General features: G+C 39.9%; 19 protein-coding genes. 7 read left to right on the top strand and 12 right to left on the bottom strand.

All coding sequences use genetic code 11. The features are described 5' to 3' along the window. Positions 1–35: 35 nt before the first annotated feature. Complete coding sequence (locus tag AC3Z9T_RS08960; RefSeq protein WP_490125844.1) at positions 36–1379, bottom strand: NCS2 family permease; 1344 nt, start codon at positions 1377–1379, stop codon at positions 36–38. Further along, on the bottom strand, positions 1379–3172 hold the full coding sequence (locus tag AC3Z9T_RS08955) for an adenine deaminase (protein WP_490125843.1): 1794 nt from the start codon (positions 3170–3172) through the stop codon (positions 1379–1381). The genes AC3Z9T_RS08960 and AC3Z9T_RS08955 overlap by 1 nt, the downstream gene beginning before the upstream one ends. Positions 3173–3490: 318 nt before the next feature. Between AC3Z9T_RS08955 and AC3Z9T_RS08950 the strand changes: the two genes are divergently transcribed. After that, positions 3491–4405 (top strand): LysR family transcriptional regulator, encoded by a 915-nt coding sequence (locus AC3Z9T_RS08950; protein ID WP_490125842.1) that lies wholly within the window; start codon positions 3491–3493, stop codon positions 4403–4405. Here the strand turns inward: AC3Z9T_RS08950 and AC3Z9T_RS08945 are convergent. After that, a complete protein-coding gene (locus AC3Z9T_RS08945) occupies positions 4394–4909 on the bottom strand; it encodes a DUF2165 family protein (RefSeq protein WP_490125841.1) in 516 nt (171 codons plus the stop codon). The genes AC3Z9T_RS08950 and AC3Z9T_RS08945 overlap by 12 nt on opposite strands. Positions 4910–5080: 171 nt before the next feature. On the opposite strand from AC3Z9T_RS08945, the gene AC3Z9T_RS08940 reads away from it, so the two are divergent. Next, a complete protein-coding gene (locus AC3Z9T_RS08940) occupies positions 5081–5983 on the top strand; it encodes a hypothetical protein (protein WP_490125840.1) in 903 nt (300 codons plus the stop codon). A gap of 181 nt (positions 5984–6164) precedes the next feature. Then, positions 6165–6902: a vWA domain-containing protein gene (locus tag AC3Z9T_RS08935; protein WP_490125839.1), complete on the top strand. Its 738-nt coding sequence runs from the start codon at positions 6165–6167 to the stop codon at positions 6900–6902. A 228-nt stretch (positions 6903–7130) separates the two neighbouring features. Here the strand turns inward: AC3Z9T_RS08935 and AC3Z9T_RS08930 are convergent, their stop codons facing one another. From AC3Z9T_RS08930 to AC3Z9T_RS08905, 6 genes are all read right to left on the bottom strand, one after another. Beyond that, entirely contained in the window at positions 7131–9527 is a 2397-nt protein-coding gene (locus tag AC3Z9T_RS08930) for a beta-N-acetylhexosaminidase (RefSeq protein ID WP_490125838.1), read from the bottom strand. Positions 9528–9776: 249 nt separating this feature from the next. Next, on the bottom strand, positions 9777–11054 hold the full coding sequence (gene efeB, locus AC3Z9T_RS08925; RefSeq protein WP_490125837.1) for an iron uptake transporter deferrochelatase/peroxidase subunit: 1278 nt from the start codon (positions 11052–11054) through the stop codon (positions 9777–9779). An 11-nt stretch (positions 11055–11065) separates the two neighbouring features. Beyond that, the gene (locus AC3Z9T_RS08920) at positions 11066–11965 is read right to left on the bottom strand and encodes an EfeM/EfeO family lipoprotein (RefSeq protein WP_490125836.1); all 900 of its coding nucleotides are present in this window, start codon (positions 11963–11965) and stop codon (positions 11066–11068) included. Then, positions 11958–12791 (bottom strand): FTR1 family iron permease, encoded by an 834-nt coding sequence (locus tag AC3Z9T_RS08915; protein WP_490125835.1) that lies wholly within the window; start codon positions 12789–12791, stop codon positions 11958–11960. The genes AC3Z9T_RS08920 and AC3Z9T_RS08915 overlap by 8 nt, the downstream gene beginning before the upstream one ends. Before the next feature lie 11 nt (positions 12792–12802). Beyond that, positions 12803–13138, bottom strand: coding sequence for a cupredoxin domain-containing protein (locus tag AC3Z9T_RS08910; RefSeq protein WP_490125834.1), 336 nt, complete (start codon positions 13136–13138; stop codon positions 12803–12805). Positions 13139–13360: 222 nt separating this feature from the next. Further along, positions 13361–13918 (bottom strand): iron transporter, encoded by a 558-nt coding sequence (locus AC3Z9T_RS08905; RefSeq protein WP_490125833.1) that lies wholly within the window; start codon positions 13916–13918, stop codon positions 13361–13363. A 269-nt stretch (positions 13919–14187) separates the two neighbouring features. Between AC3Z9T_RS08905 and AC3Z9T_RS08900 the strand changes: the two genes are divergently transcribed. Beyond that, entirely contained in the window at positions 14188–15117 is a 930-nt protein-coding gene (locus tag AC3Z9T_RS08900) for a DUF7916 family protein (protein ID WP_490125832.1), read from the top strand. A gap of 53 nt (positions 15118–15170) precedes the next feature. Here AC3Z9T_RS08900 and AC3Z9T_RS08895 read toward each other — a convergent pair whose 3' ends face one another. Next, a complete protein-coding gene (locus AC3Z9T_RS08895) occupies positions 15171–16412 on the bottom strand; it encodes a retropepsin-like aspartic protease (protein WP_490125831.1) in 1242 nt (413 codons plus the stop codon). 469 nt (positions 16413–16881) lie between these two features. On the opposite strand from AC3Z9T_RS08895, the gene rimO reads away from it, so the two are divergent. Continuing rightward, positions 16882–18216, top strand: coding sequence for a 30S ribosomal protein S12 methylthiotransferase RimO (gene rimO / locus AC3Z9T_RS08890; RefSeq protein WP_490125830.1), 1335 nt, complete (start codon positions 16882–16884; stop codon positions 18214–18216). A gap of 290 nt (positions 18217–18506) precedes the next feature. Continuing rightward, a complete protein-coding gene (locus AC3Z9T_RS08885) occupies positions 18507–19148 on the top strand; it encodes a helix-turn-helix domain-containing protein (protein WP_490125829.1) in 642 nt (213 codons plus the stop codon). Positions 19149–19381: 233 nt separating this feature from the next. Here AC3Z9T_RS08885 and dhaM read toward each other — a convergent pair whose 3' ends face one another. Both dhaM and AC3Z9T_RS08875 read right to left on the bottom strand, forming a co-directional pair. Continuing rightward, positions 19382–20818: a dihydroxyacetone kinase phosphoryl donor subunit DhaM gene (gene dhaM / locus AC3Z9T_RS08880; protein WP_490125828.1), complete on the bottom strand. Its 1437-nt coding sequence runs from the start codon at positions 20816–20818 to the stop codon at positions 19382–19384. A gap of 823 nt (positions 20819–21641) precedes the next feature. Then, positions 21642–22271: a response regulator transcription factor gene (locus tag AC3Z9T_RS08875; RefSeq protein WP_490125827.1), complete on the bottom strand. Its 630-nt coding sequence runs from the start codon at positions 22269–22271 to the stop codon at positions 21642–21644. Positions 22272–22759: 488 nt separating this feature from the next. On the opposite strand from AC3Z9T_RS08875, the gene AC3Z9T_RS08870 reads away from it, so the two are divergent. Then, a complete protein-coding gene (locus tag AC3Z9T_RS08870) occupies positions 22760–23755 on the top strand; it encodes a LacI family DNA-binding transcriptional regulator (RefSeq protein WP_490125826.1) in 996 nt (331 codons plus the stop codon). Positions 23756–23783 lie beyond the last annotated feature (28 nt).

Genomic DNA, 23783 nt, shown 5'->3' with positions numbered 1-23783 from the left:
CTGTCGTTTGATAATATTGCACTATTATTCGATGATTAGTGTTTAACTAAGGTAGAAAAATAATAGACTAATGGTACTGCTAACACCCATAGACTAATTGGGATTTCTCTCCATTTACCTGCTACGGCCTTAATCAAAATATAGAACAGTAACCCGCCCGCAATACCTGTACCAAAGCTGTTAGCAATTAGGGTGATCATTACCATCATTAAAACAGGTAATCCATCGGTAAAGTTAGCAAGGTCAACTTTGCGTAGTCCGCTAAACATATTCAGACCAATTAAAATCAGTGCTGGGGCAGTCGCTTGAGCTGGGATCATCAGTGCAATTGGTGTGAATAGTAGCATTAACAGGAACATGAACGCCGCAGCCAGTGCTGTCATACCCGTTTTACCACCAGCCTCTGCCGCCGCTGATGATTCAATTAAAGCCGTTGCCGCAGGAATACCTACCCAAGGACCTAATGCCGCCGCGATCGAGTCAACGATAAAAGGGCGGTTGATATTTGGCATATTGCCTTCTTTATCTAGCAAGCCAGCCTCACCACCTACTGCGAGTGTGGTTCCCATCGTAGAAAAGAATTCAGCGGCAAAAAAGACGAATAAAAATGGTAAGAAAGCGATGTTTAGCGCGCCAATTAAATCAACCTCACCAAAAACGGGTGCAACAGAATGAGGAATGCCAATAAAGCTATCAGGGAGTTTGGTGACGCCAAAAGGAATGCCAATTACAGTGGCAAATAGGATTGCCCATAAAATTGAGCCCGGTATGCGGCGAGCTTGCAATGCAATGGCTAAAAAGAAACCAGCTAATGCGACGAGGGCACCCGGTGATAGAAAATCGCCTAACATTAATGCATTGGTTTTGGGATTCGCTAATACTAAGCCTGCGTTACGAAAGCCTAAGATGGCGACAAATAAACCAATAGAAGCCGTTAAGCCGAGTTTAATTGATTGTGGAACTGAGCGTGTGACAACTTCACGCAAGCCAAATTTAGTCAGCAGGAAAAATAAGATCCCAGACCAGCAGGCAATACCTAAACCAATTTGCCAATCGATACCTTCACTGCCTGCTAAGGTAATACCGACAAGCACTGAGCCGCCGATCCCTGGCCCAACCACAAAAGGTAAGTTTGCGTAGAACGCCATCAATAGGCTGGCAAGCACAAAAACAATAATCGTTCCTGTGGTTGCTGCACCTTTATCCATTCCACCCGCAGCGAGTAGGCCGGGTATCACAACCAGTAAATAAGCAGCGGCAAGAAAGCCAGTGATGCCTGCGAGGCATTCTGTTCTGACTGTGCTACCACGTGAGCGCAATGCAAAACGTTTTTCTAGCCAACTCCCTGATGTTGGCGTTTTAAGCATGTTGTCAGCCATTAATTGGCTCTCCTGTCATTATTGTTGTTATGGGCAGTGATAACGGCATCAACAATTTCACGCGTTGTGCCATCAGTCAGCCCTAAATCTGTCAAATGAGGGCCTGCATTGCATGCAAGGCAAGTGCCTTCGATCGCTTTAAATACGCGATATGGCGGCTCCCAATCGGCAATTTTGCCACTGAGCTCACGTAATTGGCGGAACTGTTCTGCGAGTTGCTCTGCTGGAAGATCGGACAACATACCTGCAATTGGCATGGCGACATGGGCAAGAACTTCGCCATTTTGTACTAATGCCATTCCGCCACCACTTTCGATAAGTAAATTAGCGGCTTGAGCCATATCATCCGCATTGCGTCCGAGTACCACGAGGTTATGTGAGTCGTGGGAATAGCTGGTGGCAATTGCGCCACGTAGCTCGCCCCAACCTTTTAATAGGGCAATTTGTGGCTTAGCTTGATGGCGGCCATGACGATGTTGCACACGGATCACACTGAAGCCATCGGGGATCTGCACTTCACCATGACGGATTTGTACATCAACTTCTCCCCACTGTGTAAAACGAGCGCCACTGATATGACGTAAACGTGCACTTCCTTCGGTGATATCGCTAATTTGCAGCGTGCATTCTTTGGCGGTGATTGGTGATAAATGCATGGTTTCTCGAGGAGGAAGTACATCTTGATCGGTGGCTAGTGCTTTAAATAATTTGCCATCTTGCGCGATGTGCTCACCTGCAACATATACACGTTGAGCTTGCAGTTTTTTGAGTGAATCAAACACGACTAAATCAGCACGGCGACCCGCTGCAATTAGGCCAAGATCGGAGCGTTGTAGACGGATTGCGGCATTTAAGGTCGCAAAGCGCAACACATCGGTGGCTTGCATACCGTGTTCAATTAGTAAGTTGAGTAGGGCGATGATCCCGCCTTTTTCAATTAATACATCTGGTGGAACATCATCAGTACACACTGTGATTTGAGATGAAAGATGTGGCAGCTTTTGCAGTTCAGCAACAATATCTGGCAATAGGTATGGATGAGAGCCACGAATTTCGAGTGTTAACCCTGCACGTAATTTCTCTAGTGCATCTTCAGCAGAAGTCAGTTCGTGATCAGAGGTGACACCAGCGGCAAGGTAAGCTTGTAGATCGGCACCTTTTAACCCTCTGGCATGCCCTTCAATCAGTTTTCCAGATGCTAAACCTGCGTTTAAAATACCTTCCATACGTTCGCTGCCATGTAATACTCCGAACATATCCATCACTTCAGCAACGCCATGGACTTCAGGCCAACTTAGCATAGTTGACATTTCGTCGCCTGCAAAATCAGCGCCAGACATCTCTAGCCCTGGTGTTGACGGTACCGATGAAGGCGCAGCAACCATAACATGCAGTGGTAAATTACGACTTGCTTCAATGGCATAACGCACTCCCTCCAAGCCCAACACGTTAGCTAACTCATGAGGATCCCAAAATACAGCGGTTGTACCTTGAGTGAGGACAATTTCAGCGTAACGAATAGGGGGGAGATGCGAACTTTCCAGATGGACATGAGTATCAATAAGGCCCGGCGAGACAAAGTAGCCATCAAGGTTATGGATCTCTTTTGCATCAAGGCGACTGCCCGTTGGATGCACGCTGGCAATTAATGAATCGACAATACCAATGTCTGCGGCACGAATTTCACCTGTCACCACATCGACAATATTGGCTTGAGTGAGAAGAAGATCAAAAGGAGCTTCTCCTTTTGCCGCTTGCACCGCGCGGCGTCGGCTGAAATTAGTTATACTCATAAAACACCATCATTAAATGATTCTTTAGTTCTACTTTATGAGTAACGCAAACGTTTGCCAAGATGATAAAACTTATCAGAGCATAAGAAATAGTTATAATGATTGGGATTATGGTGTTATTTTTGTTTTTGATAGCCCTTATTCATTATTAACCATAATTTACTCTAAATAATGCGAGGTGCCGCTAGGTGACAAGTCAACGAGTCATTAGGAGCATAGAAAACTCGGTGATTGGTACGAGTGAGCATAGCCACTTATACCTCAACAAACAGCGCTGCAACTTGAAGTATGACGAGTATAAAAGTGTAAATTGATATCATGACAAACCCTTGGCAACGCCTACCTGCGCTGACGTTAAAGCAAATCCAATATTTTGTGACATTGGCACATTTGCGTCATTTTACGGAGACGGCTAACCGATTGGCGATCAGCCAGCCTGCATTAAGTAGTGCATTACGCCAAATTGAAACCGTGATTGGTGGCAAGTTAGTGAACCGTACGGCTTCCTCCGTATCATTGACAGAGCTTGGTTCGGCTATTTTACCGCATGCAGAGCGGGTGCTGAGTGTGTCTCAACGTGCTTTTGGTGATATTCAACAAATAATGGAAGAAGGCGGGGACGGTACGTTGCGGATCGGCTTGGTACCTTCTGTCAGCTCATTGCTTTTTCCTGATGTTCCCACTCAATTGAATCTCAATTTTCCTCGGCTCAACGTCGAGTTTTACGATAAAACCAATGATTCATTAGTTTCTCAGTTAATGAATAATGAAATTGATTTTGGTATTGGCGTACTAGATAGCTCTGTGCCCCGTGAATTACAATTATTTGCCTTACAAGATGACCCGTTTGTGGCGGTGATCCACCGACAAGATGTGTTAGCGGAAGGGTTTCATCTCCCTTGGAAAATGCTAAATGGCCGTGATGTGGCTATTTTTTCCAAAGGCAATATTCAACGCTTAGTATTAGCGACCATCGAAAGCCATCGTTTAAAACTTAATGTACGCTATCAAGTTGATTACATTGAAACCTTATATGGTTTAGTTCGTTCAAAATTGGCGGTAGCGATTTTACCCCAGCTGTATACCGCACATTTACGCGACCCTGAATTAATGGTGCTACAGTTACAACAACCGGAGCTAACCCGCACTGTCTCATTGATGAGAGCGAATCATACATTAACGCCAATGATGGAATCAGCCTTTACGGTGTTATTAAAAACATTAAAAGGATAATTGCTGGTTGTTCGATTCATCATCGTCGCGTAAAGCGACATAAATCAGCACCAACAAAGTGGTGACATAAAAGCGAAATGCATTTTGAATGCTATTCCACTCTTTTGACATCCACATGGCAAACCATTCGCCACCAATAGACATAAAAGCAACTTGCCACAATAGAAATGCAAGGGTCAGCCCTGCTATGGCCCATTTTTTACTGCGGTTAAACTCAAATGCGTTTTTTTTGCGATTTCTCAGCAGCGTGATCCCACCATACCAACAGATTAATGCACAAATGGTTTCAATTATAATAATGCAGATATAAGCAAAGTGATGAAATAAAGGCGAGTTGATGGCTCGATAATTAACCGTTGCATTAGAAAAAATGCTGTCCATGGAAAGTACATGTTGAATAAACGTCAAGTTAGTGCCGTAGTCAGTTAAATTATTAAATACAGCTAGAGAAATAAATAAGGCGACAGCACAGACACATAGAGATTTTGACAGGCGAGTGATCATAATTTATCCTTAAAAATAATCATTCATGGTGTGTTCTATATATGATCATGTAGGATAACATTGTTCCAACGACTGTTTGTAATATCAGACAAACTTTAAGTTAAGTTAGCACCATTAATATTAAAATAGTAAGAATATTATTCGTAATAATTGCAATAATAAGGTTTTTTGATGAAAAAAAGAATTAAGTATATCCAATGGGGAATGGCGGCCATCGCAATATTGGCGCTTTCGGCTTGTGATGATTTTGACCCTATGAGCCAAAAAGGTGAGTTCTATTATAGTAATCCTACCACGAGTAATATTTCATTTAAGGTTGATGATAAGCCCTATGAGGTTTTACCCGGTCAACGCGATATTATTAAACTTTCAGCGGGAAAACATAAATTAGAAAACAGCCAAGGTGACGTCTTTTCATTTATGGTTTTTGATAATAATAATGGTGGTATTATCAACCCTGATAACCATGTTTATTATACACTCTCCGAAGCTTATGCCGTGGAAGGGAAAGCTGATCGCTTTAAACCTGCTACGTATGAAGTGGTGATTAATGGGCATGAATTAGAAATGGCGGTGAGAAGCGCTAATGCAACAGTCATTGATGCTAATATCTTTAAATGCGATTATCCGCTTGGCGAAGCATTTCCTGATTCAATCACGATAAGCGATCGAAAATCAGTCGGCAATATCCAATCGAAGTGTTTTGATAAATCTGAGCTCGTTCAGTATATTGCTAAAGAATATGATGAAAACATCTCTCCTAGTACGCCTGATGAAGCCACTCAGGATACGGTAAATATGTCTTTTAGCTATGAGCTTCCGGCGATCGATTTTGCTAATCCAGAGCTACAAGCAAAAGCAGAGCAGCTGCTGGCATTGCTGAAACCGCTACAAAATACTAACGATACGAATATTCACGACGAATTGAATCAGCAGGCTCATCAGTTGATGATGGAACTGGTACAAATACATGCTAACAGTGCGTCTTCTAGCCCTGTTGCAGAGAATGAAAAGTATAATAATTTCGTTAGCCAAATCGGTGAGTTACAAGGTTATGGGGTTTGGGCACGATAAGTCATTATTGAGTTAAATATTAAAGCCACATTATGTGGCTTTTTTAATTATGTATATTTTTAATTATTCTATTTTTTAAGAATATGCTTATATTTTAACCGGAAAATTCTTATGTGAAATAGTTTAGATAAATGGATGATAGTATCTAAATAAACTCTATTTTATTTATGGGATAAATAAAATGAATGCAATGTTAAAATCATTATTTGGTGCCACATTAACGGCTGCTTTGCTATTGGTTTCAACAATGGCCAGTAGTGAATCAATTATTGCCGAAAAAAAACAACCAGAAGTATTAGATTTGGTTTTCATTCTTGATAAAAGTGGTTCAATGTCAGGGTTTGAATCGGATACTATTGGTGGCTTTAATAGTGTGTTGACTGAAAACCGTAATAAAAATGGTGATGTGTTTATTACAACCGTTTTATTTAATGATAAAACAACGTTATTGCATAATAGAGAGCCAATTAATAAAGTTAAAAATCTGACGCTAGATGATTATAAAGTCGGAAATAATACGGCATTACTGGATGCGGTTGGTGATACGATTGTTAAAATGCAAGAAAATAGAAAAATCACCAAAAATAATAATGTATTATTTGTGATTATTACTGATGGTGAAGAAAATAGTAGCCATAAATACAGCCAATCAAAAATTAAATCGATGATCAAGTCAGCGGAAACGGAGGACAAATGGGATTTCATTTTCCTTGGTGCCAATATTGATGCGATCACTGCGGCAGACAGCATCGGTATTAGTCGCTCAAAAGCGACTGGATATGTACAAGATGAAGTGGGTTATGATAAGGCTTATAAAGCAGTCAACAATGCTGTTGAGTCAAAGAAAAATTCTGCACCAATATCAGGGGAATGGAAAAAAGAAGTTGAAGCAGATGCGACGGATCGCGCTAAAAAATAGAGTGACATTTTAAGGTCACTGTTAGCCCCCAATGTATGGCTATTGGGGGGCTGAGGTTGTTGACGAAGCGGGATAAAAGCGTGGTTTTTCCCGCTTCGTGTTATCAGCCGAAAATCAATAAATTGATTTTCCTTGTTTATTTCAAAAACCTTAACGACCGCAGCCAAACAAAATACGTTTGTCAGCAGTCTGAGCCCCCCAATATATGACGATTGGGGGGCTTTTTCATTATTTTTGAGTTGGTATATGACGTAGTAAGGTTTCCAACGGCTCAACAATAGCAATCACCACTTCATCTTGTAATACCGCACTTTTCTCTAGTTGCTGGAAAATAACAGTCTTACGTTGTTCCGTTAGTGGTTTATTCGAGCTGTAATGTTCAACAAGTTCTAAGCCAATAGCTGATAATTGCTGCATATTTTCAGCTACAGGGGCTAATCGCACTAAATTAACGTTTTGCTTGATAAGCGCTTGGACTTGAGGGACATTGTTTTGCCAACGGGTTAGTTTATTAACAAGCCACTGCTGATTGGTTTTATCACTTGGCTTGGCAATTAAGGCATCAATATGTTGTTTGAATGCTCTACCTTGCGTGCTTTCAGCTGGCAAGGCATCGACGAATCGATTGAGCGGCTCATATTGGTGATATTGATTTTCTCTGAATTTTAAATGATGACGGGTGTAATAATGTGCTGGTTCAACAGCTTCAGCGAAGATCAGCAGTGGTTCTATCTCAGTACCATTCGCCAATCGAGTAAATTCACGCGCTGTTTGGGCATGTTGTTGTAAACCCACAGAAACGGTTGACCAAGTATCTGCTGCATTGAGGCGACGATACATGTCATTTTCATTATTAACATCCTGTGCAGACCACAAACGCTCAGAAACGGCAAAAGCCCGCGGCCATAATTTCACATCGATAATCGGTGCTCGGATGTTCTCTGCCCATAATGCAATTTCACCACCACGAATATTGCTCATTTTATCAGTATCAGGCGTGGTTGGTGCAATACCTTCAGGGATAGAAGCTAAACTTGAGCCTGTTGTTGGGTAGCGTGCATTACCAATAATGGTGTAGCCGCTAAGCGTCCCTTTGCCTAATGTGACTACAGGGCGGGTTTCTCCCATCCAAGTATCCACTGAGAAAGTGACTTGAGTTGGTGAAAGCCACTCGATATGAGAGACGGTTCGGCGTGATTTCCCTGCGAAATCGATAAATCCTCTCCAACCATCACTGCCTTTAATTAGTGTAAAGCTACCCTTAACAGGGCTGCCTTTAAGCCTTTCAATTTCAAACTGCCAATTCTGTGCTTGCTCGCCTTGTTTAACATTCACATCAACAGTAAATGGGCGAGGTAGTACTTCGTTTCGATAATGATAAGCCGCGCTTTGTGATTGGTCGAGGTAGAACCCTGTTGATAGTAAGCCTTGAAACCCTTCTTGTGCACTATGGCCTAATGAGTCTTGCCCTTGCCATGATTGGATCATGATATTTTTAGACAGTGTCGGGTGCTGAATTTCGTCCCAGCCAACCATTTTGCGTTGGTGGCTGGTTAGAATTTGTTCTAATCGCTGATTGAAATAGGCTTGTAAAGCATGGGTATCTTTCAGGTCATTTTTCTTCATAAACTCCTGAATTGACGGGTTGTTTTTCCATTGTGTTGGGTCAACTTCATCGCCACCAATATGAATGTATTCATCAGGGAAGATGGCGGCTAATTCACCAATTAGCGCATCAGTGAATTGATACACTTGTTCATTAGTTGGGTCAAGAAGCGGTTGGTGGACACCCCAGTGACGCTGCATTTGATAAGGCCCAGCAGCGCTGATCAGCTCAGGGTAGGCCACCGCAATCGCCGATGCATGCCCCGGAAAATCAATCTCAGGCACAACTCGAATACCTTTTTCTTTCGCGTATTCGACAACTTGGCGCATTTGTTGTTGGGTGTAGTATTGTCCATCACTCGCTAGCTGTTGTAGCTTTGGATAGCGTTGTGACTCGAAACGCCAGCCTTGATCATCGGTTAAGTGCCAGTGAAATACGTTTAATTTAGCGGCCGCCATACCATCGATTTGGCGTAAAATATCATTGATCGGTAGAAAATGTCGCGCTGAATCAAGCATCACACCACGCCAAGCAAAACGAGGGCTATCATTAATGGTGACTAAAGGCGTAAAAGTATTTTCACCATCAGTCTGGATCAGTTGTAGCAAGGTTTCCATCCCACGCATAGTACCAAAACGTGTCGCTGCTTTAATTGTGGCTCCATTATTATCAGTGATGAGTTGGTAGCTTTCATCCATTTGTGCCGAAGGTAATTCAGGAACTTTTTTCTCGATAAAAATTTTTATCGGCGCTTGAGCATTTTTAGCTTGATGAGGGGTTAATTGCCAACCTGTTTGGAACTCTATTCTTTCGCGCCAGCGGGCAGTTGCATCACTTAATTCATCACCCTCTACAGAGATATCTATTTCGTTATTGAGTATCCATTTACCTTGGCTGTTTTTAACTTCAACCTGTTGTGGCCAAGGCATCAAAGGCAGTTCCGATAGGGTTTGAGCCGATGAAGGTAAGGTATAAATAAGTGAGGATATGAAGATCGCAGAGGTCAGTTTTTTAGGCATAGAGTTCCCTTATTATATTATTCGTTTTCATGAAGGTATATTGAGCATATATTGGGCAATGAAGTCCAACTTACATGATTAATAAAATGATATTGTTCACACTATTTTTTTATTGCGAAATAAGTGGTTATAAGAGAAATGCATTCAACTGATTGATTTATGGATTTTTTGAATAAATTAAGGCAGAAAAAGAAAGGATTGAAGAAATAGCGAGAGAGTGCATACTGCCCCCGCTATTTTTAAAGCTGATTATGCGCTTTTTAAGGCTTCGAACATACCTTGTGCGAGATAGTTTTGGGCGCTTTTGACACCCGGCAAGACAAAGTAGTAACCACCACCGAAAGGTTTTATATAGCGTTCAAGCGGCTCACCATTAAGACGTTTTTGGGTGTCGATAAAACCTGTTTTGAGGTTTTTTTGGTAGGAAACAAAAATCAACCCCATATCCAGTAGCCCATTAGAAGTTAACCCCAATGAGTAGCTATAGCTACGGCGGCGTAATTTGGCCGTGTAGCGTTCAGGGTTACGAGGCTCTGCACGGCGCATATGTGAATCAAATAAGACGCGATCACCATGAGGGTCTTTATTGAATTCAGGATCATCGTGCTCCTGTTTCATACCAATAGGAGCGCCACTGTCTTTGTGACGACCAAAGTCATTTTCCTGATCTTCTAGTGGCGTGCGATCCCAAAATTCAAGGTTAAAACGGATCAGGCGTACGGCTTGATAGCTGCCCCCAGAGCACCAATTTGGCTCTTTACTGCCAGCAGTCACCCAAATCAATTCATCCATCAGCTGACTATCATTGGTTGGTGCGTTGCCTGTACCATCTTTAAAGCCAAATAAGTTAATCGGCGTAGAATGGTTATCAATATCGCGTGCAGGTAAGAAACCATCTATTTTCCATAATGGGAACATAAACGGTGCAGTGTGACGTAACAGATCACGCACAGCATAAATCACACTTTCTTGGCTATTGGCACAAATTTGCAGTGTGATATCACCACCACACCACTCTTTTTCCAACCTATCATTGGGGAAGCTGGTCATTTCTACAAGGTGATAGGGTTTAATTTTATCGAGACCGAATCTGTTATCAAATAAGCTATGACCGAGTGACACCGTGACGGTTAATGAATCTGGTTGGATATGAGTCCCTAAAATACCTGATTCAGCGGGAGGCATGCGATCATTGGTGGTTTTAGGCGATGTTTGTGCTTGGGTAAGATAGGCTATCCGTTTGGTTAATATTTCAAACAGAGTTTGTAGCTTATCGGCCGTGTCGATTGTGACATTAAATGCAATAAATGTGGCATTTTTTTGTTCTGGGGTTAATACACCTGCTTGATGCAAACCTTCAAATGCAATAGTTTTGCCGTAAGAAGATTGGCAATTATTGGTTGCGTTATTATTTGTCGCTGCCAAAGAGGGGGCTGCAACAACAACGCTACCAATGGCCAATGTTTTTAATGCATTTCGCCGAGAGAAATTGGCAGGTGCTACGTGATCTTGTGGTTTTGCCTTCATGGCTTTCTGCCTCAATATTTGTAATACACGTCGACGCTAAGCTGAGACCTAAGCTGTGCAAGCTCTTCAGCTTGTTGCGTTAACACAGAATAAAGTGCCATTTTGTCCTGTTGACTGAGCTGACGATAAGGTTGATAGCGACCTGTTGGTGATCGATAACGTTTAATGATGTGATTGGCTTTCTGGTAGTTTAGTTGAATGCTCTTTAGTGCTTCAGGAGCGATAAAAGGCGTGAGGACTGTTACAACCTCTTCAGAGCCCTGTAAATTTGCTGCAATATCAGTCAGGTCAGATTGGCTATAGATGTTCTCTTTGCCTGCCAATTTGGTTTCGAGGATCATCTCAATAAAATCAGCCGCCGCTTGCACCAATTTAGGGATTTCAACTGTTTCACTGGCAACCCGTTTTTGCAAGTCACGTGCTTTTAGCAGTAATTCGTCTGTGGCAACGAGGGCAGCTTTGTTGTCTTTACGCTCAAATAATTGATATTCAACAAGGTGAAAGCCACTAAAACGGTAATCTTTTTCGCTATCGAGAAAATAGTCTGCTCGTGCATTAATTGTTCTATCCGTATTGCCAAATAACATAATGATTGGGCGAACGGATTCATAGTATTGGTGAGCTTGAATGTAGGCTTGCTGCGCCGCGGCTAAGTCACCTTTTTTGAGGCTGTTATCGATAACTTCTAATTGAACGACCATTTGTTGCAACTGTGTTTGAGTAAATTGCAAATAACGTCGAATAGCCGTGTGATATTTTTCAGGTGTGGGGATATCACCTTTTGCGATGATAATTTCATCCCCTGTTTGCACAGGGGACCTTAACGCCTTAGCGGATACAGCGGTTGGCATTGCCATCAATAAAGCCACACTACAAAATAACGTGGCTTTTAAAGAAAGAATGTTACGCATGCTTTTTGCTCCGAGAAAACAGCGTGATAACCACAACCCAGTAAACCACAAAGGTAATGACACTTAACCAAATAGGTTGTGAGCGATAGGCAAAGAACGATGAAATAAAGTTACCTGCAATATTGGAGTCATCAAGTAATGCCGTGGTGTCCCATGCAGGGTAAATCAAGAATTCAGGAATTGAATAGTCATATTCAACCAGCAAATTGGCGATTTCTTCCACTCCTTTTAGCAGCAAAGACAATGCAAGGAACAGTAAGATCACCCCAGTGACTTTAAAAAAGATTTTCCAAGAAACAAGGCGATTGGTTAGCAAAAAGACATACAGTGTTAAGCCTGCAATCAAAATGCCTCCGCCAACTTCCATAGCAAATTCAGACGCGTTTGCCGCACTGAGAGACATAATAAAGCTAGAGAGGAACACCACAATTTCACTGCCTTCACGTGCAATGGCAATGGCAATAATTAAAGCGGCTCCCCACCAATTATGATGTTGTGCATTGCGGTTAATACCTGATTCGATTTCGGATTTCATGGAACTGCCATGTTTATTCATCCAGTACACCATTTGGACGATTAAAATACAGGCTAAGATCTCCATAAACACCATAAATAGGGATTGCCCGGTGTCATCAAGGACGTTGAATACCCCATAAATTAATAATGCGAGTAGAACGGAAACCAACAAACCGAGGGCGACACCACCCCACAAAAACTTCATACCGTTACGTGAGTCGGGATGGCGTTTAATCCACGCATAGATAATGCCAATCACCAGCAGTGCTTCAAAGCTTTCACGCCAGACAACAAAGAGAACTTGCCCCATAACTTATCCCATTATTTCGCGATGATCTCACCTTTCGGATGAGAAAGATGGAAGTCATCAAAAAAGGTATAGCTACCCGGTTTTAGAGGAGCAATAACCACAACAGAGCTAGCACCCGGCGCAAGGACTTTTTCTTTACGCAATTGGGTACTTTCAAATTCGGCGGGTTCAGTACCCGTATTGGTGATTTTGATGCGAATGATAGTCTTTGCAGGAACTTCAAGTACGCGGGGGATCAAATCACCATTTTTCATTTCTAATTCTACGGTAAATTTTTCAGCAGCAAAAACCGTATTGGGTATTAGCACTGAAAAAAACAATAAGGCTAGACTTAGTAGTGTTCTCATTATGCAGGCTCTAATTATTGACCATTTTATTAACCATAAAGATAAACTTAAAAAGGCTATGGACACTCGTTATGCCTATAGCCCTTTATACTCGTCATACTTCAAGTTGCAGCGTTGTTGACTACGCTACGCTCGCCGGGTCACATAGTTTATCTATGCTCCCTGCCTATCTTCGCTTGTCGCCTTGCTGCATCTCGAATTATTTAAAGTATATTTTGAAGTTTAGTAGCTACCTTTACGGCCTACACCCGCATAGTCAAAGTCCCATGAAACTTCGAAAGGCTTGAACCATGGCGCAACACCAGTTTCTTTATCAATATGACGGCCGAAAACGGCTTGCTTATTGTGTGATGGTGGAGAGATCTTATAGGTCACACGATATTTGCCATTACCATCGAGTTTGATGTTTTCACCATAGTGAGGGCCATCACTGGCAACCATTGGCATGAATGTACCGGTTTGGGTTTGTGGTTTATCACCCAGTTTAGTCACGGTGTATTCGATGCTGAGGTAAGGGATCCAATCACCTTCAGCAAAACCATTTGGATTGTCTTCAACGGCATGAATATCCGCTTCTAAATGGATGTCAGCTTTATCAGCAGCGAGGTGTGACATCGCATGATGGCCTTCTTCGGTATCCATTGTGATAGGTTGTAGATAGACACCTTGGATTTCCATACCATCTTTGATGATTGGTTGGCCCAGTGGGTATTCTTGAGCGAAAGCAGTGATTGAAAACAAAGCTAAACCCGAAGCAGCAGCTTTATAAGCGAGTTTCATTGTTTTGTCCTTACCATTATTTATTATAGGAACAGCAATGATAATCATTATTATTCTAGCTGTTCAAGTTAAACTTTAAGCTTGAGAATTTCTTTTATCGCCAAATACATGAAAAGTTTTAGAAAAATAGTTAATGTAGGGGAGTTATTATTTTTGGCAAATTATCTTCACAAGCAGAAAATATTTGTCGGGAGGAATCTCTGGTCGTGATAGATTGGTTAAAATGAACTCATCACTATTTTGAATGCTTATTTTTTAAGGTGTAAGGTATGCAAAAACGTTATCTGGATTGCAGTGCTTCTGAAATATCACAGCTTAGTAAAAAAGGCTTATTAGAAGCAATCAAAGGCAGTGAAGGGCGGTTATTGGTTTCTGAGACCATCGGCACCATTCAACCTGTTTTAATGAATGTTACCAATGCAGAACTTGCAGCAAGCCAAGGGGCCGACATTTTATTGCTAAATATCTTTGATGTGGATAACCCTGTTGTTCAAGGGCTACCTGCTGACACGGCTCCTCAAGACATTATTCGCACGTTGAAACATCTTACTGGCCGCGTGATAGGCGTTAATTTAGAGCCAGTACCCGCAGGGTTTTATAATCCAAATCAGGATGCACAATGGCAAATTTCTGAAGGCCGTGTAGCAACCGTCAAAAACGCCATCAAATTAAAAGAAATGGGCGTGGATATCATTGTGTTAACGGGCAATCCCGGTAATGGTGTGACCAATCAAGAAATCAATCAGAGCTTAAAAGAATTAAAGGCCGTAGTTGGCGATGAAGTGGTGTTAATTACCGGTAAAATGCATGCGGCAGGGGTATTAAATGCATCGGCAGAGCAACTGATCACTGAGAGCGATATTCGTTGTTTTATTGATAGTGGTGCTGATGTGATTTTATTACCGGCACCGGGCACTGTTCCGGGTATTTCTGCTGAGTTTGTGCAAAGAATGGTCGCTTATTGCCATTCACAAGGTGTGTTGACGATGACGGCAATTGGCACTTCGCAAGAAGGTGCGGATTTACAAACCATCCGTCAAATTGCTTTGATGTGTAAAATGGCGGGCACTGATTTACATCACATCGGTGATTCAGGGTATAACGGCATTGCTTTACCTGAAAATATTTTAAATTATAGCATTGTGATCCGTGGTGTCAGACATACCTACTCACGAATTGCTCGTTCAATTAATCGTTAATTTGTCAGCAGAAAGCGGCATATTTGAGCCGCTTTCTGCCCTAATTCGATAAGTTAAAAATTAATATTTATTTGTTTTCCTTGACGGTCTATCACTAATGCAACTTGCCCTTCAGGTAAAGTCGCGATGATTTTACTCACTTTAGTGACGGCGTTAGCTGGATATTTTATGTCATTAATACTGACTAAAATATCTCCATTCTTGATTGCAAATTGTGAGGTAACTTTTTCATTATTATAGTATATCTCTATTTTATCATTGTATGCTCTAAGGTTAATTCTTCGATATCTTTTTAAATTCAATTTCTTTTCTTTGGTTACATTATAGCAAAATAGCATTCTATCTGGAGACAATAGGTACTTATCAAAGGATTCTAGTGCTGACATGCCTAATGCATAGGAGTTGTTACTCGTTTCTTGGAATTCATTTTCATACAATTCGGTATTATTAAGAGTCATTTGGTATATTTTATATGACTTATTTTTATTAAAAAGGATCCCGCCAAACTCAACAGATACTTGATTGTCAAAATCATCTATAGGGACCATTGTAATATTCGTCTTATTGTTTTTAATATAATCGATGAGTTCATTGGATGCATAGTTCCCATCAGAACCTGTATCTAACCTTGCATTCACATTGATATCATTATCAAAATATATTGGGAAATAAGGAGAGCCAAAAGTGTAGTCGTCATATGGAGTACATTGTTCATATTGAGTAATTGGTGGTGGATTATCATAGATAGTTAGTAGTTTGTTTTTTCTGTCAATTTCCCAATTTAGCTGTCTGAATACATCAACCCCGAGTAACCCTGATATGTTTTCACCCGTCGCTTGAGATAACAAACTAAGATCATCAGCAACCCAAAAATCACCCCCATTGAAATATTTATTGCCAATGTAAAAAGGAATGGCATTTACAAAATTTATTTCTTCTGATTTTTTATTGCCACTTACTGTTTTAACATTATTAAAATATTTTTTATAGATATTTGGCATATCATGAAGAGGAGACGTGAGCTTACTCGCTAAATTTTTGTCGATAATTGATGTGGAGGCTCCGGTATCTAATACAAAAGTATATTCTTTCCCTTTAATAAATACAGGAACTAATATGTAATTGCTATATTGGTTTTTAAATGAATATACCAATATAGGCTGTTCACGTTTAAACGTTTGAGTTAAATCTTGAGTGTCATTTTTGTTCTGTATAGAGCACCCAGATAATAGTAACGAAAGGACTAACAGCATTTTTCCATTCATTGGCTTAATTGCAGGTGAAATTTTCATCATTATATTCAGTACCTAATTTATTCTATTTTAATCATCTAAATTAATAGTAATTTGTTATATCAGTGGATATGTATTCAAACAATAAATGAATAGTGAACAATGATATTATTGTTTTTTTTATGCTTAAAAATCAATGTAGTGGGGTGTGTTTTTTAAATTGGTTATGTAAAACAAATGAATAATTTGTTTTACATAATAGGCAAACATTCAATCATTGATTTGGGTGATTTTTTGGCTATTCAATACCATCATCTCACACACTCTAAATAATTTATGGGGTAAGTGAATAAGTCATTCTAAGTATAGAAAACACGGTGATTGGCATGAATGAACATAGTCAACCGTGCTGCAACTTGACGACAAGCACAGCCACTAAAAGTATGATGAGTAGCGATAAAAATTTATACAATTCCTACTATACTTCAGGTAAAATCCAGCCCATTTTTTAAAAACAATAAAGAAGTGAGTTATGTCGCAAAATACCAATGCGGTGCCAAAAATTGGTTTCGTTTCCCTTGGCTGCCCAAAAAACCTTGTTGATTCTGAACGTATCCTGACTGAGCTGCGTACGGATGGCTATCAAGTTGTTCCAAGCTATGATGATGCTGATTTAGTCATTGTGAATACCTGTGGTTTTATCGATAGTGCGGTACAAGAGTCGCTGGAAGCGATTGGCGAAGCATTAAATGAAAATGGTAAAGTCATTGTGACAGGTTGTCTTGGCGCAAAAGAAAACCAAATTCGTGAAGTCCACCCAAAAGTGCTCGAAATCACAGGACCTCATAGTTATGAACAGGTTTTAAATCATGTTCATCACTATGTACCAAAACCTGAGCATGACCCATTTTTTAGTTTAGTGCCTGAACAAGGGGTTAAGCTAACACCAAAGCATTATGCATATTTAAAAATATCGGAAGGCTGTAATCACCGTTGTACTTTTTGCATCATCCCTTCTATGCGTGGGGATTTAGATAGCCGTGAAATCGGAGATGTGTTAAATGAAGCGAAACGTCTGGTTGCTTCAGGGGTCAAAGAGCTATTGGTGATTTCACAAGATACTTCTGCATATGGCGTAGATGTTAAGCATCGCACTGGTTTTTGGGATGGTAAACCGGTTAAAACCAGTATGGTGGGTTTGTGTGAACAGTTAGCATCAATGGGGGTTTGGGTTCGTTTGCACTATGTGTACCCTTATCCACATGTAGATGATGTGATCCCACTGATGGCAGAAGGCAAAGTGCTACCTTATTTGGATATTCCATTACAGCACGCAAGCCCTAAAATTTTAAAATTGATGAAACGCCCTGGTGCGGTAGAAAGAACGTTAGAGCGCATCAAACGTTGGCGTGAAATTTGCCCTGAATTAACATTACGCTCGACTTTCATTGTTGGTTTCCCAGGAGAAACGGAAGAAGATTTCCAAATGCTGCTCGACTTCTTGCAAGAAGCTCGCCTTGACCGTGTTGGCTGTTTTAAATATAGCCCAGTCGAAGGCGCGAAAGCGAATGAGCTTGCCGATCCTGTTCCTGAAGAAGTCAAAGAAGAACGCTATCACCGCTTTATGCAGCTACAACAACAAATTTCTACGCAAAGACTGCAAGAGAAAATTGGTCGCCAGCTACCCGTGATCATTGATGAGGTCGATGAAGAGGGGGCCGTTGGACGTAGTATGGCTGATGCTCCAGAAATTGATGGTATGGTTTACTTAAACGGCGAATTTGATGTTAAACCTGGTGATGTGGTCAATGTACTGATTGAGCATGCTGATGAATATGACCTTTGGGGCACGATAGTCACTGAGTAATTTTGATGATTTTTTTGGCTATTTGGTTTTTTATATCAGGAAGATAAGCTAACTAGCGGCGTTTTGTCAGACTCTCAAAATTAATTAAAGAACAAAAGCCTGTTTATTATCAAATAAACAGGCTTTTTCATTGTTTATAATAGTGACTGTCTAGCCTATCAATATATTTGCTGATATTGTTCTAGATCAAAGGATAAAAATCTATTAATACATTGTTTGATTTGTGATATTAAAATTTAATGGGAAATTGACATAATCACAGAATGACTTATCGATGTATAAGGATGGCTATGTCTGTTGATTTATCACCACCAGTGGTTTTTTCAGAGCCAGAAGAATTAGAAAATGCTATTTCCTCTGAGCTACTAATTTGTTTTTCGAAGCAAGTGATCGAAAACGGTTTAGCTCCGACCAATGATCCAACCATTAAGGCAGCTCTAATTTCATTTGATGGGGAGCCATTATGGTTAAGCGAAGGGCTAACAAAACCACTTGCTATTTCCTCTATACTCTCTGCAAATAGCGCTACAGAAGCGCAGTTTAGGTTATTTTCTCACCCAATTAAGCTGTCTGGTGCGTTTTATTATCTTGCCCCTGTTTTTAATGAGCATAGAAGTGTGATCGCCATTGTGGCGTTTGTTTCCCAAACGGTGGATAGCGCTATTCTACTTGCATTAGTCCACTCGATTAGTCGTGAAATCAATGAGAAAATAAAACACCACTTGTATTTGCAGCGTCTTGTGTTTGATAGCCAAACCAATACTTCACCCCGTGAACTTAATATTCAAGAAGTTGAAAAAGCGGCTATTCTTGAGGCGGCAAAAGTTTGCCAAGGTAAAATTCAAGAAATGCATCAGGTATTGAATATGGGAAGAACCACGCTTTGGCGCAAGCTAAAGCAGTATGGGATTAATATTAAAGAATACAAGTGACAGACTGATTTCAGTAAAAATTAAAGCGGAAATCATTTCTCCGCTTTAATTGCAGACTGCTGACAAACGTATTTTGTTTGTCGGCGGTCGTTAAGGTTTTTGAAATAAACGAGGAAAATCAATTTATTGATTTTCGGCTGATAACACGGAGTGGGAAAAACCACGCTTTTATCCCACTTCGCCAACAACCTCAAATTAAAGCGGAAATCATTTCTCCGCTTTAATTGGAGTGTTCACATATGACTTATCGTTAATGTTGCTGTATCAACCGATAGCGTTAACTTTGTCTTTTCAGGAACAGATTGAAGTTCTTCACCTAGGCTTACTAGCATTGGAATGCCCATCTTTGAGGCAATAATGCAGGTGTGTGAATAAGGTGAACCGTTAGAAAGCGCAATACCGACTATGGGTGTATTGCTATAACGTATAATCTCTGAAGGGCCTAAATGATCCGCTAATAAAATGGTTGGCTCTGTTAAAGTCAAAGGATGCGGATCTGTGGTGCTTAACAACAAGAGCAACTGATTTTTCAAATCATCGATATCGATATACCTAGCTTGTAAATAATCGTCATCGAGCTGTTGATACTGTTGTGACATTTCAGCAAAAACACAGGTTATTGCCTCAGCAGCAGTGCTATGTTTGCTAGTAATTTGTTGTTTAATTGATTCAAGGATATCGGCATCATCCAGCAATAAGCTGTGCCCATAAAAAATATCAGCAATACTTTTACCATATTGTTGGCTTAATGAAGCTGCCAATGTGGTGAGCTGTGATTGTAGTTGTTGAAGTGCTTGCGTGGCTTTTGTGATCTCTTGTGCATCGGTTTGATATGTGGGGAAACGTAACGTTGTATTTAAAAGTTTGTGATAGGCAAATCCTGTTACAGAAGGAATAATAGCGGCTTTGCCTATGAGATTTTTATCATTTGCAGCGACGATATTGTCGCCAAAATCTTGTTGTGCGAGTTGTTTAAAAGCATTGATAGCTGCCTGGCTATCATCACCTTCGGCAATTAGGGTAACTTTGTCGCCTTGGCGTACTTGTAATAATGCGATTTGATTCATACTTTTCGCATCTGCATACTTATCACTATTGCGCAGTTCTAATGTTGCATTGAATCCAGCCAATAATGAGGCAAGTTTAGCGGCAGGACGAATATGCAGCCCTGAGGGGTTGCGTACAATCCATTCTGTCTTAATAGCTTGATTGGTAAAGGCATCGGATTGGATTGACGGCTGGTTTGATTCATTAATATTATCGTTAAGCTGCTGTTGTTTTGCGCGCAGAGCTTGGCGAGCTTCGTCTAAAATAGTTTCAATTGAGGCTCCACCGGACGCTGCGGCAGTAATGGCAATGGTACCTTCAACTAACGGTGCGCTGCATAAGTGGACTTTTTCTGTTAGTTCGGGGTCGATAAGATCAAGTGCAGTTTCGGCACTCAGTAGTGCACTACCTAAATCCATCAATAGGATGATGTGTTCTGCGTCTGACAGAGCCTCAACAGCTTCCATAACTTTGACCGCATCAGTACCAATTGGATGTTGTTCATCATCAACGCCTGCTGCCACCTTAATTTGACAGTTTTGTTTGTTTTGCATTTGTTCGGCGAGTTGAAGTAGTCCATCAGCGAGCTGTTTGCTGTGAGAAACAATAATAAGGCCGATCATATCCTTCTCCATGATGTGAGACTGTATATACTCGTCATACTTCAAGCTGCAGGGCTTTTCGTTGAGGTATAAGTGACTATGTTCAGCTAGCCGAGTCACAGTGTTTATCTATGCTCCCCGTCTATCTTCGCTTGTCGCCTACCTGCAACTCGAATTATTTTGAGTATGTTTGATAATAGAGAAGTTTGATTAAAAAAGAGAGCGCTTTAGTGGATATTCTGCAATAAAATTGAAAAATATCAATGAAGCGCTATAACGACTGCCAGTACATCACAAAGGTTTGCATTTTGTTGTGTGGCAACAAAGAGGCGAAAAAATTTTTATTTCATTTAAGTGAAATGCTAATAGTTTTCGCTTATTGAAATAAAAGTTAAGGTCAATGAAGAGACAGTGTCATTATCATCTAATTATTGAGGTAGGTATGTCGATTTTGAACTGAATTTTTTAGATTTGGAAATTCTTAAGTAATAAAATTCACAAAGCCATAACCTAAATTTAATATGAGATAAGTGAAGGTGTCATTGTGGTTAACGGAAATGAAAAATAAGTAATATAACTTAAATTTAATGCATGAGATAATTTCATCATGAAAGTAATAATTAGCTTAAGTAACTTTAACCATCAGTCAAGAAGGCTGGCACAGTAAAAATTTACACGCGACAGCCCTGTATATTAATTTAATCATAGGAGTTAATTACAGTTATTAAAGCTTTAAAAATCGTAATATTTGAAATAAAACCATATTAAATAGTTAAATTTTATGATGTATTAATGCTAAAAAACCAAATTAATATCACTTTCAGTAAATGTACTGACTATGAGATCATGCTTGTCTAGAATAAGTGTTTATGTATTCATATTCTTGGATTAATTGTGGTAAAGATTTGATTCCAAGTTTGGTATAAATATTTGACCTGTGAACCTCAACAGTTCTTGGTGAAAGAGCTAGTTTTTCAGCAGTTTCCTTGCTGGTATTACCCTCTAGGATCATGTCCATGATCTCTTTTTCACGATTAGAAAGTCGATCAAATTTATCTGTTAACCAATTGAATTTTTTAAGTTCCTCATATTCATTCAAAAAATGCTCCATCGCATTACTTACTGAATGCGCAATATCTGAATCTTTAAATGGGAATGAGAAGAAGTCAAAAGCACCGGATTTAAAACTTTCACGGCAAAGCTCTACAGAAGGTCTTTCTGAGATAACAATAAAAGGAATAATACCGAATGAAGTACTGATGTTGTTCAATCTACCAATGTGATTATTTTCACTATTTAAGAATATGACTACGCACTCTTTTGCTCCTTCTTCATGAGGGTACGTATAATTACTTGTAAATGTATCTTCATCATTATAGAACTTAAAACTGAAACCAAAAGATTCCATGATTAATTTCAGTTTATTCTTAATGACATTATCACTTTCTATGATTACGTGAATGGTGTTATTCATCACCATACTCCTGTTACACTGATTTGATATTCATATAAATTTGAAAAAATACGTCTAACCGATAGCGAAGTAAGCCTATGGTAATATTTTCTTGCTAATTTTTTAGTTTTATTATTAATGTATTCACGAACCTTTACTGACCTTAATTTATATTATATTTCACGGCTAGATAAATTTAATATAAAAATGGAATTAATGGTTAATGTTTGTGTCAGCAAGTAAGAAATAATAAACACTTAGTAATATAGTAAGTAATTTTACTTATTTTTTAATTTAGCTAATTTAATATTTTAGATATGTTATAGAAATTTTTTATGTAATGGAATGATAATATCTCAAAATAGTAGTCATAAAAAGTACTAATCCTGCATTTTGTGTAGTTTCATGGGTAATCATTACATCATCGTTAACCATTACAGTAGGTGATTTTTATCTCTATCATGCTAGAATTTTCACTTATTATTATCTGGCTGAGTGAAAATACTTAAATGGCTTCTTTAAAAGATGTAGCTCGACTTGCTAATGTTTCATTGATGACAGTCTCAAGAGCTATCAATAACCCTGAGCTTCTGAAACCTGAGACCCTTAAGCAGGTGCAGGAAGCCATTCAAACTCTCAATTATGTCCCTGACTTTTCGGCTCGTAAAATTCGCGGTAAAGGATCAAAAATATCCACAGTGGGTGTTTTAGCACTCGATACTGCAACTACGCCATACTCTGTTGAGATTATTCTTTCAATAGAACAAACTGCAAGGCAATTTGGATGGAGTAGTTTTGTGGTCAATATCACATCCAATGAAGATAATGAGCGAGCGGTAAGGCAATTATTATCGCAACGGCCTGATGGTATTATCTATACTACGATGGGACTAAGAGAAGTGGTTATTCCTGAAGGCTTACACAAAAACCATTTAGTGCTTGCCAATTGTATTGATGTACAAAAACGCTTACCTGCATATATACCGGATGATTATAACGGGCAATATAACGCTATGCGTAAACTGATTGAAAAAGGTTATCGCAAACCATTGTGTTTATATATCCCAAAAGAAACCTTAGCCGGAAATATACGTAGAGAAGCGGTAGAAGCCGCTTGGCGAGAGGCTGGGCTTGCTGAGGTAGCATTGCAACAATACCACTTAGCGTTGGGTGATGAGCATTATATTGATGTGGTTGAGTTAATTAACAGCCATTGTAAGAATGGAAAACCTGACTTTGATGTCGTGGTGTGTGGTAATGACCGAATTGCTTTTTTAGCCTATCAAGTGTTATTAGGCAAAGGATTTAGTATTCCAAAAGATGTGGCAGTGTTGGGATATGACAATATGATTGGTGTAGGTGAATTATTTTATCCACCATTAACAACGGTTATGTTACCGCATTATCAATTAGGACAACAGGCTGCGTTGCATATCATTGAGCAACGTAAAAATAATGGTATTCAGTATGTTTCATGTGATTTATTAGAACGGTCATCAATCTAGGGAACGCTTATCGATAAACGTTCCCATA

The sequence above is a fragment of the Providencia sp. 6390 genome, assembly GCF_058148425.1.
This window is presented reverse-complemented; position numbering and strand designations above follow the sequence as displayed.